Here is a 16,667-nt window from a genome sequence, read left to right as displayed (position 1 = left end):
TCGCGGCGGCGGTCGCGAGCCCCGTTCGACCGCGACACGCTCACTCGTCGCGTCTCACTCGTCGTCGCGGTCGTCGTCCTCGTCGCCCTCCGTCTCGATGATCTCGATGACCTCGAGGGGGACGTCTCGCAGCGCGCCGCCGACCTCGCTCTTCGCGATCCGCTCCGCGTGCTCCTCGCTGTCGGCGTTGAAGATGTCGATCTCCAAGAGGAGCCCGACCAAGGCCGTGTTCGCGGCGAGGAACGCGGCGTCGAACGGCTCGCCGCAGGCCGGACAGCCGGTGACGCCGGGCTCGACCTCGACGTACTGCTTGTCCGTCTCGTTGAGTCGCTTGCCGGCTTCGCTGACCGCGACGCCGATGGCGTCGTCGGTCTCCTCGACGTCACGGACCAACCAGGCGGCTTCCATCGCGACTTCGTAGTTGCTCATACCCGGACGGACGGGCCGCAGGGTTTCCTTTCTTGTGGTTCGACCGCGGTCACCGTGCGAGGCCCTCTCTCGCGGAACGGTCCGGCGCCTAGAGCCGGTCGACGATCGCCGCGGTGACCTCGTCGGTCGTCGCGTCGCCGCCGAGGTCGCCGGTGCGGGGCCCGTCGGAGAGCACGCCCTCCACGGCGTCGCGCACCCGCTGCCCCTCCTCGACGTACCCGAGGTACTCCAACAGCATCGCGGCCGACAGTATCGCCGCCGTCGGGTTCGCGACCCCTTGGCCGGCGATGTCGGGCGCGGTCCCGTGGACCGGCTCGAACAGGGCGTTGTCGTGGCCGACGTTCGCCGACGGGAGCAGGCCGAGCCCGCCCACGAGCCCGGCCGCCAGGTCCGAAAGTACGTCGCCGGCGAGGTTCGGGCAGACGATCACGCCGTACTGCGTCGGGTCCATCGGGAGCTTCGTCGCGAACGCGTCCATCAGCTCCTCGTCGGCGTCGACGCCGCGCTCCTCGGCGACCGCGAGCATCTCCTCGCGGAACCGCCCGTCCGTCTCGCGCATCACGTTCGCCTTGTGCGCGACGGTGAACCCGTCCTCGGGGCCGCCGGCGGGCCCTCGACCGTCCTCGACGAACTCGCAGGCGTACTCCGCCAGCTCGCGGGAGGCGGAGGAGGTGACCACTCGCGTCAGCGTCGAGAGGTCCTCGGAGAGCCGGTCCTCGTGGCCCGAGTAGACGCCCTCGGTGTTCTCGCGGAGGAAGACGACGTCCGTCTCCGGGCGGAGCGCGTCGACGCCGGGGTACGCCTTCGCCGGCCGGACGTTGACGAACGAGTCGACGGCGTCGCGCAGCGGGAGGATGACGTCGGCGGCGGTCTCGCCCGCGGCGCCGAACAGCGTGGCGTCCGCGCCCGCGGCGAGCTCGTACGTCTCCGCCGGGAGCGCCTCGCCGGTCGCCTCCTTCGTCGCGTCGCCGGCCTCGCCCGCGACGAACTCGAAGGCGAGGTCGAACGCCTCCAACACCTCGAGGGCCGCGGGGACGACCTCCCGGCCGATCCCGTCGCCCTCGATGACGGCGATCTCGTGGCTCACGCCCCGTCCCCCGGGATGTCCGCCTCCGGAACGTAGGGGAGCGACCGGGCGGTCTCGCGGACGGCGCCCGCGTTCGCGCCCATCAGCGCCGTGGTGTCCCAGACGCCCTCGACGAGGGCCTTCCGCTGCGCGTCGTGGACCGTCGCGTCGATCACGGTGTCGCCGTACGTGATCGTCTCGGCGGCCACGTCGATGTCGACGTCGGCGTCCGGGTTCGCCTCGACGTAGTCCTGGAGCGCCTCGATATCCTCCTGGTCGGCGGTGACCGTGGGGATCCCGAGCGCGAGGCAGTTGCCCGCGAAGATCTCCGCGAACGACTCGCCGACGACGGCGTCGATCCCCCAGCGCATCAGCGCCTGCGGCGCGTGCTCGCGCGAGGAGCCGCAGCCGAAGTTGGCGTTGACTACCAGGACGTTCGCGCCCTGGTACTGCTCCTCGTTGAACGGGTGGTCCTTCTCGTTGTCGTCGTCGTCGAACCGCTGGTCGAAGAAGGCGAACTGCCCCAGCCCGTCGAAGGTGACGACCTTCAGGAACCGCGCCGGGATGATCTGATCGGTGTCGATGTCGTTCCCGCGGACAGGGATTCCCGTCCCTGAGACCTCGGTGACCTTCTCGGCCGGCGCCTCGCCGTCGCTGAACTCGGGAGAGCTCATACGGTCGCCACCTCCTCCATCTCGCGGACGTCGGTGACCTCGCCGGTCACCGCCGCGGCCGCGACCATGATCGGACTCATCAGCACGGTCCGGCCCTCCTTCGACCCCTGCCGGCCGACGAAGTTCCGGTTCGAGGAGGACGCGCTCGCCTCGTCGCCCTCGAGCTGGTCGTCGTTCATCCCGAGACACATCGAGCAGCCGGGCTCGCGCCAGTCGAAGCCCGCCTCGGTGAATATCTCGTCAAGCCCCTCCGCCTCTGCGGCGTCGCGGACGCGCTGACTGCCGGGCACGACCATCGCGCGCACGTCGTCGTCGACCTCGCGGCCCTCGACGAACGCCGCGGCCTCGCGGAGGTCCTTCAGGCGCGCGTTCGTACACGAGCCCAGGAACGCCACGTCGATGTCGTAGCCCTCCATCGTGTCGCCCGGTTCGACGCGCATGTGCTTCTGTGCGCGACGCGCGGTGTCGCGGTCCTCCTCGGGGAGATCGTCCGGGTCCGGGATCGGCTCCGTGATGCCCGCGGTCTGTCCGGGCGTGGTCCCCCACGTCACGGTCGGCTCGATCGCCGAGCCGTCGATGGTGACGACGTCGTCGTACTCCGCGTCGTCGTCGGTCCGGATCGACTCCCAGTAGGGCTTCAGCCGCTCGAACTCCTCGGGATCGTCTTCGAACGCGTCCGTCTCCCGGAGCCACTCGTAGGTGGTCTCGTCGGGGTTGACGTACCCCGCGCGGGCGCCGCCCTCGATGGACATGTTACAGATGGACATCCGTCCCTCCATGCCGAGGTTCTCGATGGCCTCGCCGCCGTACTCGTAGACGTGTCCGACGCCGCCGTCGGTCCCGAGCTTCCCGATGATCGTCAGGATGATGTCCTTCGCGGTGACGCCCTCGCCGAGCTCGCCCGTGACCTCGATCCGGCGGACCTTCTGTTTCTCCATGGCGACGCAGCCCGTCGCCAGCACGTCGCGGATCTGCGAGGTGCCGATGCCGAACGCCAGCGCGCCGAACGCGCCGTGCGTCGACGTGTGGGAGTCGCCGCAGACGATCGTCATACCGGGCTGCGTGAGCCCCTGCTCCGGCCCGATGACGTGGACGATGCCTTGGTCGCCGGAGTCGGGGTCGGAGAAGTTGATGCCGGACCCCCGGAGGTTCTCCTCGAGCTCCGACATCATGGTCTCGGCCGCCTCGTCCTCGAACGGTCGGTCGCGGTTCCCGGTCGGTACGATGTGGTCGACCGTCGCGTGCGTGCGCTCCGGGAAGGCGACCTCCTGGCCGCGCTCCCGCAGCATCCCGAACGCCTGCGGACTGGTGACCTCGTGGACGAGGTGGAGCCCGACGAACAGCTGGTCCTGTCCGGTCGGCAGCTCCGTCACCTTGTGTCGGTCCCACACCTTGTCGTACAGAGTCCCCTCGCTCATCGGGGATCACCCGCGCGGGACGCGGTCACAGTGGCTCGGTTCGCGTCGCCGCGTACGCCCATCACGCGGTCACCTCCGCCGACTCTTCTTCCTCTTCCTCGCCCTCTTCCTGCCACGCGAACAGGCCGCGCAGCTCCTCGCCGACGGCCTCGATCTCGTGGTTCTTCTCGGCGTTACGCAGCTGGGTGTACGCCGGCCGCCCGGCCTGGTTCTCGGAGATCCACTCGCGGGCGAAGGTGCCGTTCTGAACGCCCTCGAGCACCTCCTCCATGTTCGCGCGGACCTGGTCGTCGATGATCTCGTCGCCGCGGGTGAGCCCGCCGTACTCCGCCGTGTGCGAGACGGAGTCCCACATGGCGCCGAGCCCGCCCTCGTACATCAGGTCGACGATGAGCTTCATCTCGTTCATGCACTCGAAGTACGCCATCTCGGGGGAGTACCCCGCCTCGACGAGCGTCTCGTACCCCTGCTTGATCAGCGAGGCGATGCCGCCGCAGAGGACGGCCTGCTCGCCGAACAGGTCGGTCTCGGTCTCCTCCCGGAAGCTCGTCTCGACGACGCCGGCGCGGGTACAGCCGATGGCGGCCGCGTACGCGAGCGCCTCGTCGTGGGCCTCGCCCGTGGCGTCCTGGTACACCGCCAGCAGTCCCGGCGTCCCCTGGTCGTTCTCGTAGTTCCGGCGGACGATGTGGCCCGGCGACTTCGGCGCGATCATCGTCACGTCGACGTCCTCGGGCGGCTGGATCTGGTTGTAGTGGATGTTGAACCCGTGCGCGAACTGGAGCGTGTCGCCGGGCTCGAGGTTCGGTTCGATCGACTCCTCGTAGACGTCCGCCTGGACCGTGTCGGGGAGGAGGACGCTCACGATGTCGGCCGCTTCGGCGGCCTCGGCGGGCGTCGCAACCTCGAGCCCGTCGCTCTCGGCGGCCTCCCGCGAGGAGCTGTCCTCGCGCAGGCCGACGATTACGTCGACGCCGCTCTCGTTCAGGTTCTGGGCGTGCGCGTGCCCCTGCGAGCCGTAGCCGAGGACGGCCACGACCTTCTGGGCGATCGCTTCGCCGTCCGCGTCTTCGTCGTAATATACGTTGGATTCGACCGTCTGCATGTCGTTGTCGCTCATTGTGTATCGTGTGTTGGAACTGCGTCAGCTGTCGTGCGTCGTCGGTTCACCGGCCGTTCCGGGTTTCTCTCCGGGCGCCGTCGGGGTATCGCCGCGCGCGAGCGCGGTCTGGCCCGTCCGGGCGATCTCGATGATGCCGAACTGGCGGAACGCGTCCAGCGCGTCGTCGATCCGCGCCTCGTCGCCGGTGAGCTGGACGGTGATCGTCCGCGGCCCGGCGTCGAGCGTCCGGCCGTCGTACATGTCGCAGACCGCGTGGACCGCGGCGGGGTCGTCGGCCTCGACCTTCAGCAGGACCAGCTCGGCCGTGACGGCGTCGCCGGACACCTCGCCGACGGAGATAACCGGTTTCAGCTTCGCCATCTGCTTTTCGATCTGGTCGATGCCGGGGTCCGTCTCCTCGACGACCATCGTGATCCGCGAGTGGCCCTCGACGGTCGTCGGGCCGACGGTGAGGCTCTCGATGTTGAACTGGCGGCGGGAGACGAGCCCGGAGACGCGCGCGAGCACGCCCGGCTCGTCCTCCACGAGCGCCGAGATGACGGCGCGCCGCGACTCGTGTTCCGCCTCGACGACGGGGTCGATCCGGATCCCCTCGAGGTTCCGACGCCCCTCCGGGTGGGGTCGCTCCTCGGGGCCGGGCTGCTCGCTCGGCGCGGGCCGGGAGTCGTCGTCGGGGGCATCGGCGGCGGAGCCGCCGTCGGTCGCGGGTCGGGAGTCGGACGAATCGCCGCTCATAGCTGGTCCTCCGCGGTGGCGAACTTGCCGTTCGCGCCCCCGCTCGGCACCATCGGCAGGACGTTCTCCTCGGGGTCGACGTGGAAGTCGATCACGGCGGGCCCGTCGTAGTCGAGGGCCTCCTCGACCGCCGGCGCGACCTCGTCGTAGTCGTCGACGCGGAGCCCGAGGGCGCCGAACGCCTCGGCGAGCTTGTCGAACTCGGGCATCCACGTGTAGTCGGAGGCCATGTGGCGCCCCTCGTAGAAGGCGTCCTGCCACTGGCGCACCATGCCGATGTACTCGTTGTTGAGCACGGCGAAGGTGATATCGAGGTCCTCGCGGACGGCCACCGAGAGCTCCTGCATCGTCATCAGGAAGGAGCCGTCACCGTCGAAACAGATCACGTCGCGGTCGGGCTCGCCCATGTTGTCGGCGGCGACGCGCGCGCCGACCGCGGCGGGCACGCCGTACCCCATCGTGCCCAGGCCGTGCGAGGAGACCCACGTCCGGGGCTCCGTGTACGTCCAGAACTGGGAGGCCCACATCTGGTGTTGGCCCACGCCGGTCGTCACGATGGTGTCGTCGTCAGTCGCCTCGTCGAACGCCTCGACGACGAACTGCGGCTTCAGCGGCTCGTCCTCGGGCGTCGCGTAGGTGAGCGGGTACGTCTCCTTCCACTCTGCGCACCGCTCGCGCCACGCCTCGGCGTCGGGCGCCTCGCGGACCGCCGCGGTCAGCTGGTCGAGGACGCGCTCCGCGTCGCCGATCAGCGGGTGGTCCGCGTAGACGTTCTTCGAGATCTCGGCCGGGTCGATGTCGACGTGAACGACCTCCGCCTCCGGGGCGAACGTGTCGATGCCGCCGGTGAGCCGGTCGTCGAATCGGGTGCCGACCGCGATCAGGCAGTCGGTGTGGGTGATCGCCATGTTCGCGTAGCCCGTGCCGTGCATCCCGGCCCACGAGAGGCTGAGCTCGTCGTCCTCGGGGAACGAGCCGATCCCCGGCATCGTCGTCGTCACCGGGATCCCGTACGTCCGCGCGAACGTCCGCGCGGCGTCGCTCGCCTCGGCCTTGATGACGCCGCCGCCGAACAGACAGAGGGGGCGCTCGGCCTCCTCGATGGCCCGCGCGGCCGCCTCGACCGCGTCGGCGTCGGCGTTCGGGTCGGGGTCGGTGCCGGCCGGCGGTGCGGCCGGCCCCGGCGTCTCGTCGGTCTCGTCCTGCGTGACGTCCTTCGGGAGGTCGACGAGCGTCGGTCCCGGGCGACCGGCCCGCGACAGCTCGAACGCCTCGCCGACGGTGTCGCCGACGGTGTCGGCGCCGCCCGCGAAGTAGTTGTGTTTCGTGATCGGTCGCGTGACGCCGATGGTGTCGGTCTCCTGGAACGCGTCGTTGCCGACGAACTCGGTCGGCACCTGCCCGGTCAACGCGAGCATCGCGTCGGAGTCCATGTCGGCGTCGGCGATCCCGGTGACGAGGTTCGTCGCCCCGGGGCCGGACGTCGCGAGGCAGAGCCCCGGTTCGCCGGACACGACGCCGTACGCGTCGGCGGCGTGGACGGCGCCCTGCTCGTGGGCCATGGTGACGTGGTCGATCGACGAACTGTACAAGGCGTCGTAGACGGGCATGATCGCGCCGCCCTGGACGCCGAAGGCGGTCTCCGCGCCGGCCGCCTCGAGGGCGGCGACGACCGACTCCGCGCCGGTCGAGACCGCCCCCGCGGCGGGCGTCTCGTCGGGGTCGGCGGCGGGGGCGTCGTCGGCTCCCTCCGCCGGCTCTTCGGCGCCCTCGGGGTCGTCCTCTCGTGGGTGTGCTGCTGTGTCGCTCATTGTCGTGGTGGTGTTCGGTGTGGCATCTCGTACGCGTCGAAGTTCGGTCCGAACGCCGGAACCGCGGGCGGACGGCCGCCCGTCCGCTGGCGTTCGTCGGTACGTCGGGTCGGTGAGGAAGGGGTAGTGTAGGGGCTTATACCCCTACAATAATCGGCGCGACGGCTCCGGCGACGTCGGCTGTCGTCGGGACCGCGGTGTGCCGTCGCATCTCGCCCTGACCAACGGAGCCGCGATATAAATCCCTGTCGGGACGCCGATCCGGTCGATCGGCCCGCGACGAACGGGACCGCGAGCGCCGCCGTCGACGCTGACGGCGGTCGCTCGGCGGGCTCCCCGGTCAGGGGGGCGGCCATCAGACCCGGACCTCCTCCTCGCGGTCGATGCCCGCCTCCTCGGCGAAGCGCTCGACGTCGCCGGCGGTCACCTGCCGCTTGCCGGAGCCGTACTCCTTGACGCGTTTGGTGATGCGCCGGACCTCTCCGTCGCTCGGGTCGAAGCCGGCCTCCACCAGGTGCTTGCGCACGCTGTGGGTGCCGGTGTGTTTCCCGAGCACGAACTCCCGTTCGGCCCCCACCATCTCGGGGGTCATCACGCCGGTCTCGAACGTGTCGGCGTTCTCGATGACGCCGGCCGCGTGGATGCCCGACTCGTGCGCGAACGCGTTGCGCCCGGTGACGGGCTTGTTCGCGGGCACGGGGATGTCGGACGCCTCCTCGACGATCCGCGCCAGCTTGGTGATCTGGGTCGTGTCGATGCCGGTGTCGACGCCGTACACCGACTCGACGGCCATCACGACCTCCTCGTAGGCGGCGTTGCCGGCGCGCTCGCCGATCCCGTTGACCGACACCTGCGCCTGCTCGGCGCCGTTCTCGAAGCCGGTGACGGCGTTCGCCGCGGCCATCCCGAAGTCGTCGTGCGTGTGCACGTCGACGCGGGCGTCGGTCGCCTCGACGACGGCCTTCACCGTCTTCCCGAAGCTCGTCGGCATCGCCACGCCGCACGTGTCCGGGATGTTGATCCAGTCCGTGCCGGCGTCCGAGACCGCCTCGACGATCTCCGTCAGGTAGTCCGGGTCCGTCCGGGTGGCGTCCATCGGCGAGAACATGCACTCGACGCCGGCGTCTTTCACCTGCTCGACGGCGTCGACCGCGCGTTCCTTCGCCTCGGCTCTGGTCGCGTGCATCGAGTCCTCCAGCTGCACGTCGCTGGTGGAGACGAACACGTGGACCATCTCGACGCCGGAGTCGATCGCGGCGTCGATGTCGCCCTCGACGACCCGCGCCAGCCCGCAGACGGTGGTGTCCGTCGCGGCGGCGATGTCGCTCACGGCCTCGAACTCCGCGTCCGAGTTCACCGGGAACCCAGCCTCGATGACGTGGGTGTTCATGTCGTCCAGCGTCGCCGCTATGCGGCGTTTCTCGTCATAGCTGAACGACGTCCGTGGTGACTGTTCTCCGTCTCGTAACGTCGTGTCGAAGATCCGTACAGGACCGATTTCGATGTTAGAAGCTATCGTGCCCTGGAAGAACTCGATCCGCCGGGGTGTCCGACGAAGCCTCCGTGATGTCTGTCATCGGTTCACGACAGTACGGTGGAGAACTTAACGCTTGTGCCGTTCGCAAAAACGACTCCGCGGCGACAGGGCTGCGGGGATCGCGGTCGGCGGAAAACCGCACGACACCAACGTCGTGGGTACTCCTTATATTATTTATATTCGTCCCGGCGCGATCTGGGACTGTGATTTCGGAACCCGGTTAATAAGGGGTATCGACGTTCGTTTCGTTTCGGCCGCGGCCGGGGCGCGCGAGCGGAGGCGAACCCGGTCCGAGTCGGCTCGATGCGGTCAGGTCCGTCCGGCTCAGAGCCCGAGCGCGTCGGTGATCTCGCGGCGCGCCGCCAGCAGTCCCCCGTCGGTCCGGTCGCGGGGGCGGTCGGCGTCGACGTCGATCACCGCCTCGACCGTCCCGGGCTGACCGCCGAGGACGACCACGCGGTCGGCGAGGTAGGCGGCCTCCTCGACGTCGTGCGTCACCAGCGCGACCGTGGTTCCCCGCTCCGCCCATACGTCGAGCAGGTGGTCCTGCTGCTCGTACTTCGTCAGCCGGTCGAGCGCCGAGAACGGCTCGTCGAGCAGCAACACCTCCGGATCGTAGGCGAGCCCCCGCGCCAGCGAGACCCGCTGGGCCATCCCCCCGGAGAGCTCGCCCGGGCGGCTCTCCGCGAACCCGTCGAGCCCCACCGTCTCGATCAGGTCGTCAACGCGGTCGCTGGCGGCGGGGTCGTCGCGGTCGACGTCCGCCGGGAGCCCGATCGCGACGTTCTCCCGGACGTCGGCCCACGCGAGGAGCCGCGGCTCCTGGAACACCATCCCGACGTGGTCGCTGCCGGCCCTCCGCACGTCGGTCCCGCCGACCGCGGCCTCGCCCTCGAAGCGCTCCTCCAGCCCGGAGAGCACGCGCAGCAGCGTCGACTTCCCGCAGCCGGAGGGGCCGACGACCGCCACGAACTCCCCCTCGTCGACCGCGAGGTCGACGCCGTCGAGCGCGACCGTCTCGCCGTAGCGCTTGGTGAGCCCGCGCACCGCGAGCGACGGGTCGGTCGTCGACTCCGGCCTCTCCTCGCTCGCGTCGCCGTCCGGGATCGCTCCCTCACCGACCGACGACACGGTTCTCCACCTCCTTGACGGCCAGGTCCGAGAGGTTCCCGAGGAAGGCGAAAAGCAGGATCGAACCGACGATGATGTCCGGCCGCGCGAGCACGCGACCGTCGCTCAGCAGGAACCCGATCCCCTCGCTGGCCGCGATCAGCTCCGCGGCCACGACGAACATCCACGCCAGTCCGACGCCGCCGCGGATCCCGACGAGCAGACTCGGTACCGCCGCCGGGAACACCACCCGTCGGAGCGACTCGATCCGGCCGAGGTCGTACACCTCGGCCACCTCCAGCAGGTCCTCGCTCACCTCGCCGATCCCCGCCGAGAGGTTGAGGTACACCGGGAAGAAGGCGCCGACGGCGATCAGCAGCACCTTCGCGCCCTCGCCGATCCCGAACCACAGCAGGAACAGCGGCACCCACGCCAGCGAGGGGATGTTCTTGAGACTCTGGAGCAGCGGATCGAGCAGGTCGGCGGCAAGCTCGGAGAGTCCGGTGAGCGTTCCGAGAGCGATCCCGACGCTCGCGCCGAGGAGCACCCCGAGGAACACGCGCTGGACCGTGATCGCGACGTGGCCCCACAGCTCGCCCGAGGCGCCGAGCCCGTAGAGCGTCTCGACCACCCGCAGCGGCGCCGGGAGCTGGTGGGCGGCGAAGACGCCGGTCGCGACCAGCAGGTGCCAGGCGACGACGATCGCCGCGGGCACGACGAACCCGATCAGCCACCGGAACCGGTCGGCGTCGGGGAGGGTCTCGGCGGCGGCGTCGGCGCTCGCCCGTCCCGTCTCTCGCGTCGTCGCCATCTCACTCGCCTCCGGAACCGGCGTCGCTCACGGTCTCGCTCGCGAACTCCGGGTCGAGCAGGTCGTCGATACTCCCCGCGGGGTCGGCGTCGTCGGTGACGAGTCCCTCGCGCTCTAGGATGGGCGCGAGGTCGGCGAGCAGGTCGCGGTGCGGGTCGCCCGGAATCGGCTCCGAGAGGTCGGTCCGCTTCGTGAACACGCGCTCGGCCACCGCCTCGGACATCTCCGACTCGCTCGCGAGGATCCCCGCGGTCGCCTCGGGGTTGTCGATCGCCCACCTGCGGCCGCGCTCGTAGGTCTCGAGGACGCGTCGGGCGTCCTCCGGGTGATCCGCGAGGAAGCCGTCGAGGAAATTGAGGAAGCCGTAGGTGTTGTACGCGGGCTCGCGGAAGAACAGCTCCGCGCCGTCGTGTTCCAGCTCCAGCTCGGCCATGTGGGGGTCGAGCCCGGCCCACGCGTCGACGTCGCCCCCCACCAGCGCCGACTGCCCCTCGGGGTGTTGGAGGTGGACGACCTCGACGTCGTCCTCGCTCAGGCCGGCGTCGTCGAGCGCCTGCAGCAAAAAGAAGTACGGGTCGGTGCCGCGGGTGGCGGCGACGCGCTTGCCCTCCAGGTCGGCGACCGACTCGATCCCCGTCTCCGCGAACGTGACGAGCGCGGTCCACTCGGGCTCGGAGTAGACGTACGGCGTCGTGATTGGCACGCCGTTCGACCGCGCCATCAGCGCCGCGATCCCGGCGGTCGAGGCGACCTCCGCCTCCCCGCCCTGCGAGTACTCGTTGGCCTGGTTGCTGCCGAGGCTCAGCACCCACTCCACGTCGACGTCCGTCTCCGCGAACGCCTCCGCCAGCCACCCCTTCTCGCGCAGGACGAGGCTGACCGGGTTGTAGTAGGCGTAGTCGACCGTCACGGTGCGTCCGTCGCTCCCGGCGCAGCCGGCGAGCAGCGAGCCGCCGATCGTCGCGCCGGTGCCGCGCAGGAACTGTCTTCGTTCCATCGTACCACCTCGTACCGGTGCCATTCATAAGGGCATATGCTTATAAAGAATATTTATCTGCAGCTATGATGTTTAACAGTAATCAATTGTGCGCCGTGAGAGACGAACACAGGGACGAACCCGGCGGTTCAGGTCGTGTAGCGTCGATCTGTCCCGATCACTCGGCTCGGCCCCGCTGAACCGCCGAGCGCCCGCCGTGTCCGATACCGGAGTCGATTGCCGTCAGGTGGTATCCGACCGACGCGCGACGGCCCGGCGACGAGAGCGCGACGCGCGGCGATCGGACGGTCGCATTTATAAACCGATCCGCGGCGACGCCGTCTCGATAGCCGAACGGCTCACCGCCCGCCGAGAGTCGGGTCGCGAGGGGCCGCCGACGCGGTCGAGTTATGTCGAGTCGAGGTCGCCGCCCGGGTCACGAACCGCGTCGAGCAGGTCGGCGTCGTCGACGTCGCGGTCGATCTCGATCGCCCGGTCGGCGGCCGCGAGGACCGCCGCGTTCGGGTCGGCCCGGTCCCCTTCGACCCGCGTTCCGTCGCCGCCCGCTCCGCCGCCGACCGCGATCGCCGCGTCGGCGTCGCTCGCGAGCGCGACCGCGGCCTCCCGGGCCTCCGCTCCCACCGGTTCGAACGCGGGCGCGGCGACGATTTCGGCGCCGGCGTCGCGGGCCGTCTCGGCGGCGGCGTCGCCCTCGGGCACCACGCCGACCGAGAGCTCGTGGCCCGCGGCCGCGAGGCGCGCGATGACCCGGGCGGCGTCCCGCCCGGACCCGACGACGTGGAGGCGTCGCGGCCCGGTCTCGTCGCGGTCCGCGTCGCGCTCGTTGGTCGCGCCCGACGTGCCGGCCGCACCGACCGCGTCGAAGGCGGTGACCGCGGGCGTCCCGGTCGCGGGGTTGCGCCCGACGAACGCCTCGGCGTTGAAGGCCGCTCGCAGCGCGTCGGCGGTCAGGACCTCGCCGGGCGGCCCGGCGGCGTGGACGCCGCCGTTCGCGAGGACGACGATCCGGTCGCAGTACCGGGCCGCCACGTCGAGGTCGTGGATCGCCGCGAGCGCGCCGCGCCCGTCGTCGACGAGGTCGCGGACGAGTTCGAGGGTGCGCACGGCGTGGTTCGCGTCGAGGCTCGCGGTCGGCTCGTCGAGCAGCAGCGCCGGAGTCCCCTGCGCCAGCGCTCGCGCGAGCAGGACGCGCTGACGCTCCCCGCCCGAGACCTCCGCGATCGATCGGTCGGCGAAGCGCGCCACGCCGGCCGCGTCCATCGCCTCTCGCACCGCCCGGTCGTCGTCGGCGCCGTGCCCGTCGAACCGCCCGAGGTGCGGGGTCCGTCCCATCTCCACCACGTGGCGCACCCGGAAGTCGAACGCGAGGCTCGTGTCCTGCGGGACGCTGGCGACCCGGCGGCCGGCCTCGCGCGCGGAGAGGTCGGCGGCGGCGGTCCCGTCCAGCCGGACCTCCCCCGAGTCGGGCGCGAGCGTTCCCTTGATCGCCCGGAGCACCGTCGTCTTCCCGGCGCCGTTCGGGCCGACGAGCCCGACTAACTCGCCGCGCTCGACCCGGAGGTCGACGCCGGCGACGACGGGCACGTCGCCGAACGACACGGTCAGGTCGGTGACTCCGACGAGGGGGCCGCCGCCGGCGTCGGTTGCCGACGGGCCGTCGCTCGCTTCGCCCTCGTTCCCCTCCGCGCGCTCGTCGGCGCTCACAGCTCGTGCACCTCCCGGTTCGAGAGCAGGTAGATGAAGAAGGGCGCGCCGACCGCGGCGGTGACGATGCCGACCGGCAGCTCCGTGCTCCCGGCGCGGGCGACCGTGTCGGCGGCGACGAGGAACGACCCGCCCGCGAGCGCCGCGGTCGGCAGCAGCACCCGGTGGTCGGGGCCCACGACCAGCCGGAGCATGTGCGGGACGATCAGCCCGACGAAGCCGATGACGCCGGCGAAGGCGACGCCCGCGGCCGTGATCAGCGCGGAGGCGCCCAGCAGGATCCGCTTGGTGCGCTCGACCGCGATGCCGAGCCCGCGCGCCTCCTCCTCGCCGAGGAGGAGGACGTTGAGGTCGCGGGCGTACACTAAGAGGAGGACGAACAGCGGCGGCACCACGACCGCCGTCGCGGCGACCTCGCTCCACGACGCGCCGGAGAGGTGGCCCATCAGCCACGCGACGATCCGCCGGAGCGACTCGCCGGCCTGCAGCTGGAGGTACGAGATGACCGCGCCGAGGAACGTCTGGACCGCGACGCCGGCGAGCAGCAGGGTCGCCACCGGCGTCCGCCCGTGACGGGTCGCGATGGCGTACACGCCGAAGGCGGCCGCGAGGGCTCCGACGAACGCGAAGAGGCTGACGCCCGCGCCGTACGAGAGCCCCACGTCGACCGCGCCGATCAGTGGGAGCGTCACGGTCGCCGACAGCGCCGTCGGGAAGACGATGAAGGCGACGGCGCCGACCGCCGCGCCGGAGGAGACGCCGATGATCGACGGGTCCGCCATCGGGTTCCGGAAGAACCCCTGCATGACGGTGCCGGCCGCCGCGAGCGCGAAGCCGACCAGCGCGGCCATCAAGATGCGGGGGAGCCGGACCCCGACAACGATCCGCGCGTGGACGTCGTCGACCGGGTACGCGAACGGCGAGGCGTACGCGAGGTCGACGCCGGGCAGCGTCAGCGGGCCCACGCCGGGGAGCCGTAGGGTACCGATCCCGGCGGCCGTCGTCTCGATCCCGGCCGGCACGACGATCGCGTTCAACACGGCCTTCACCGTCTCCGCGGGGGAGATGGGCGCGGGGCCGATCGCGGCGCTCACCGTTATCACGACGCCCAGCGCGGCCGCTAGGCCCGCCGACCAGACCGACGCCCGCCTCCAGGCACTCATTCGTTCTCCAACAAAACTTGTAGTAGGTAAATACTTATTGGACGAGGCGTCTCATCGATCCGATGCGACACAGGTACGTCATCGCGATGGCCCTGCTCGTGACGACCGCCTTGGTGGGCGGCGTCGCGGGCCCGGCCGCGGGCGCACAGCCGACGACGACGGCGTCGCCGACGATCGACCACTCGACCGACGGGCCGGGCGCCCAGCAGACGGACGCCGCGTGCGAGTTCCCGCTGGAGATCACGGACGCGACGGGGACGACGATCACGCTCGACGAGCGGCCCGAGCGGATCACGACGACGAACCCGTCGGCCGCCCAGACGCTCTGGGAGATCGGCGCCCGCGACCGCGTCGTCGGCGTGACCCAGTACGCCGCGTACCTCGACGGGGCGAGCGAGCGCGAGAACGTCTCGGCCGAGGGCTTCGGCGTCAGCGTCGAGCGCGTCGTGGACACCGAGCCGGACCTCGTGCTCGTCCCGAACGCCTCCTCGGCGAGCACGGCCGAGACCCTCCGCGCCCAGAACCTCACTGTGTACCACTACGCCGAGGCGACCTCGATCGAGGCCATCGCGGAGAAGACGGAGACGACCGGGCGGCTCGTCGGCAACTGCGAGGCCGCCGCCGAGACGAACGCGGAGATGAACGAGGCCGTCGCGGCCGCCGAGAACCGGACCGCCGGCCTCGACCGGCCGAACGCGCTGTACCCGCTCGGCGACGGCTACGTCGCCGCGGGCAACACGTTCATCAACTCCATCATGGAAGCCGGCGGCGTGACCAACGTCGCGGCCGCCGAGGGCGACGGCTACCCGCAGCTCTCCAACGAGGTCATCCTCCAGACCGACCCCGAACTGATCCTCGTGACGACCCCCGACGCGGTGATTTTAGAGGAGGAGCCGTACGCGAGCACGACCGCCGGGACGGAGGGGAACTACGTCGTGATGAACGTCAACTACCTCAACCAGCCCGCGCCGCGCAGCGTGATCGAGTCCACGACCACGCTCTCGACCGCCGTCGAGGAGCTCCAGACCGAGAGCGACGGCGCGACCGACGGTGAGGACGAGAGCGCCGACGGAGACGACGGCGGCGACGGAGACACCACGAGCGACGGCGACGACGGATCGACGGAGGACGGGAGCGACGGGTCGACCGGTGAGGGATCGACCGGTGACTCGGCGCCCGGGTTCGGCGTCGTCGCGGCGCTGATCGCCGCGATCGCGACGGCGCTGATTGCACGACGGCGTTGATCGCGCGCGGCGGCGCTGACCGCAGTGACGCCGACTGCGTGCTGACTGCCGACCGATCGTGCGGTGGCCGATCGGAGACGAATCCCGCCGCGCGGTCCGGGCGGAGTCTACCGCCCGCTTGACATCCTCCCGCGCCTGAAGACGCGGGAATCCCACGGTACCGCACCGCTGAGTTGGGATATTATGGTTCGCGGTTCACGACCTGTTCTCGTGGGGCGAAACGGCCCTCACTACGGTCGAACAGGTGAACCGCTGGCTGTGCCAACCAGCCGTTATCCCTATCGCCGCCATCCGTGGCGAGACTCGGGAGTACCTTTTGTCGAATATTCTCCGCACCGTTTACGTCCGCGTTCGCAACCGTGCCGCACTCCTCGCACACGTACAAGCCACGTTCGACCCGTTGGTTATCGTCTGTGTGGCCGCACGCCGAACAGGACTTCGACGTATCGCACTCCGACACCAACTCCACGTCGATGCCTTCGGCTTCTGCCTTGTAGTCGAGCAGCGTCGCGAAGCGGTCGAACGCCCAGCCGTGTAAGTCGAGGTTCCCGTGGTCGCCCCAGTTTCGAGACTCGCCGTTCTCGTCGCCCTCTCGGATCCCGCCGAGGTCGCCAACGACAAGCGTTCCAACACCTCGTTCAACGCACTCCTCGACAATCGCTTTCGAGAGTGCGTGCAAGAAGTGTGTCCGGCGACCCCTCCGCTTGCGGTCAAGACGGGCTGCCTCACGAGACGAGGAATCGTCGCACTTAGCCTTCTTCTTCGTGAAGTAGTATTCGTCCTCTTTGAGTGCGCCACCGGGATACAACACCGCTTCACCGCCGAACGAGACGGCGGCGAAGTTG

The 16,667-nt window shown here is 70.4% G+C and carries 15 protein-coding genes; 1 reads left to right on the top strand and 14 read right to left on the bottom strand.

Translation table 11 applies throughout. From position 1 onward, the window contains the following. Positions 1 to 54: 54 nt before the first annotated feature. From B4V06_RS16525 to btuC, 13 genes are all read right to left on the bottom strand, one after another. On the bottom strand, positions 55 to 429 hold the full coding sequence (locus tag B4V06_RS16525) for a DUF555 domain-containing protein (protein WP_123114444.1): 375 nt from the start codon (positions 427 to 429) through the stop codon (positions 55 to 57). An 88-nt stretch (positions 430 to 517) separates the two neighbouring features. Then, entirely contained in the window at positions 518 to 1,516 is a 999-nt protein-coding gene (locus B4V06_RS16520; protein WP_123114445.1) for an isocitrate/isopropylmalate family dehydrogenase, read from the bottom strand. Next, entirely contained in the window at positions 1,513 to 2,169 is a 657-nt protein-coding gene (gene leuD / locus B4V06_RS16515) for a 3-isopropylmalate dehydratase small subunit (protein WP_123114446.1), read from the bottom strand. Before leuD ends, B4V06_RS16520 begins: the two co-directional genes overlap by 4 nt. Next, positions 2,166 to 3,587, bottom strand: coding sequence for a 3-isopropylmalate dehydratase large subunit (gene leuC / locus B4V06_RS16510; RefSeq protein WP_123114447.1), 1,422 nt, complete (start codon positions 3,585 to 3,587; stop codon positions 2,166 to 2,168). The genes leuD and leuC overlap by 4 nt, the downstream gene beginning before the upstream one ends. A gap of 61 nt (positions 3,588 to 3,648) precedes the next feature. Beyond that, positions 3,649 to 4,707, bottom strand: a complete 1,059-nt coding sequence (ilvC, locus tag B4V06_RS16505; RefSeq protein ID WP_123114448.1) for a ketol-acid reductoisomerase — start codon at positions 4,705 to 4,707, stop codon at positions 3,649 to 3,651. A 24-nt stretch (positions 4,708 to 4,731) separates the two neighbouring features. Beyond that, entirely contained in the window at positions 4,732 to 5,445 is a 714-nt protein-coding gene (gene ilvN, locus B4V06_RS16500; protein ID WP_123114449.1) for an acetolactate synthase small subunit, read from the bottom strand. Continuing rightward, positions 5,442 to 7,256, bottom strand: a complete 1,815-nt coding sequence (ilvB, locus tag B4V06_RS16495; RefSeq protein WP_123114450.1) for a biosynthetic-type acetolactate synthase large subunit — start codon at positions 7,254 to 7,256, stop codon at positions 5,442 to 5,444. Before ilvB ends, ilvN begins: the two co-directional genes overlap by 4 nt. Positions 7,257 to 7,611: 355 nt before the next feature. Beyond that, positions 7,612 to 8,793, bottom strand: a complete 1,182-nt coding sequence (locus B4V06_RS16490; RefSeq protein ID WP_123114451.1) for a LeuA family protein — start codon at positions 8,791 to 8,793, stop codon at positions 7,612 to 7,614. A 324-nt stretch (positions 8,794 to 9,117) separates the two neighbouring features. Beyond that, a complete protein-coding gene (locus B4V06_RS16485; RefSeq protein ID WP_255212578.1) occupies positions 9,118 to 9,900 on the bottom strand; it encodes an ABC transporter ATP-binding protein in 783 nt (260 codons plus the stop codon). Positions 9,901 to 9,907: 7 nt separating this feature from the next. After that, positions 9,908 to 10,714, bottom strand: coding sequence for an ABC transporter permease (locus tag B4V06_RS16480; RefSeq protein ID WP_123114453.1), 807 nt, complete (start codon positions 10,712 to 10,714; stop codon positions 9,908 to 9,910). A 1-nt stretch (position 10,715) separates the two neighbouring features. Beyond that, positions 10,716 to 11,711 (bottom strand): substrate-binding domain-containing protein, encoded by a 996-nt coding sequence (locus B4V06_RS16475; protein WP_123114454.1) that lies wholly within the window; start codon positions 11,709 to 11,711, stop codon positions 10,716 to 10,718. A gap of 387 nt (positions 11,712 to 12,098) precedes the next feature. Beyond that, entirely contained in the window at positions 12,099 to 13,415 is a 1,317-nt protein-coding gene (locus tag B4V06_RS16470; RefSeq protein WP_123114455.1) for an ATP-binding cassette domain-containing protein, read from the bottom strand. Then, the gene (btuC, locus tag B4V06_RS16465) at positions 13,412 to 14,578 is read right to left on the bottom strand and encodes a vitamin B12 ABC transporter permease BtuC (protein WP_123114456.1); all 1,167 of its coding nucleotides are present in this window, start codon (positions 14,576 to 14,578) and stop codon (positions 13,412 to 13,414) included. Before btuC ends, B4V06_RS16470 begins: the two co-directional genes overlap by 4 nt. Before the next feature lie 62 nt (positions 14,579 to 14,640). On the opposite strand from btuC, the gene B4V06_RS16460 reads away from it, so the two are divergent. Continuing rightward, entirely contained in the window at positions 14,641 to 15,822 is a 1,182-nt protein-coding gene (locus B4V06_RS16460) for a PGF-CTERM-anchored ABC transporter substrate-binding protein (RefSeq protein ID WP_498170656.1), read from the top strand. Positions 15,823 to 16,003: 181 nt separating this feature from the next. On the opposite strand, the gene B4V06_RS16455 is transcribed toward B4V06_RS16460, so the two are convergent. Beyond that, positions 16,004 to 16,667 (bottom strand): RNA-guided endonuclease TnpB family protein (locus B4V06_RS16455; RefSeq protein WP_498170654.1); only part of this gene is annotated, 664 nt, incomplete at its 5' end.

The sequence above is a fragment of the Halorubrum sp. B53 genome, assembly GCF_059752395.1.
The sequence above is the reverse complement of the archived record's forward strand: the minus strand, read 5'-3'. Positions and strand labels throughout refer to the sequence as shown.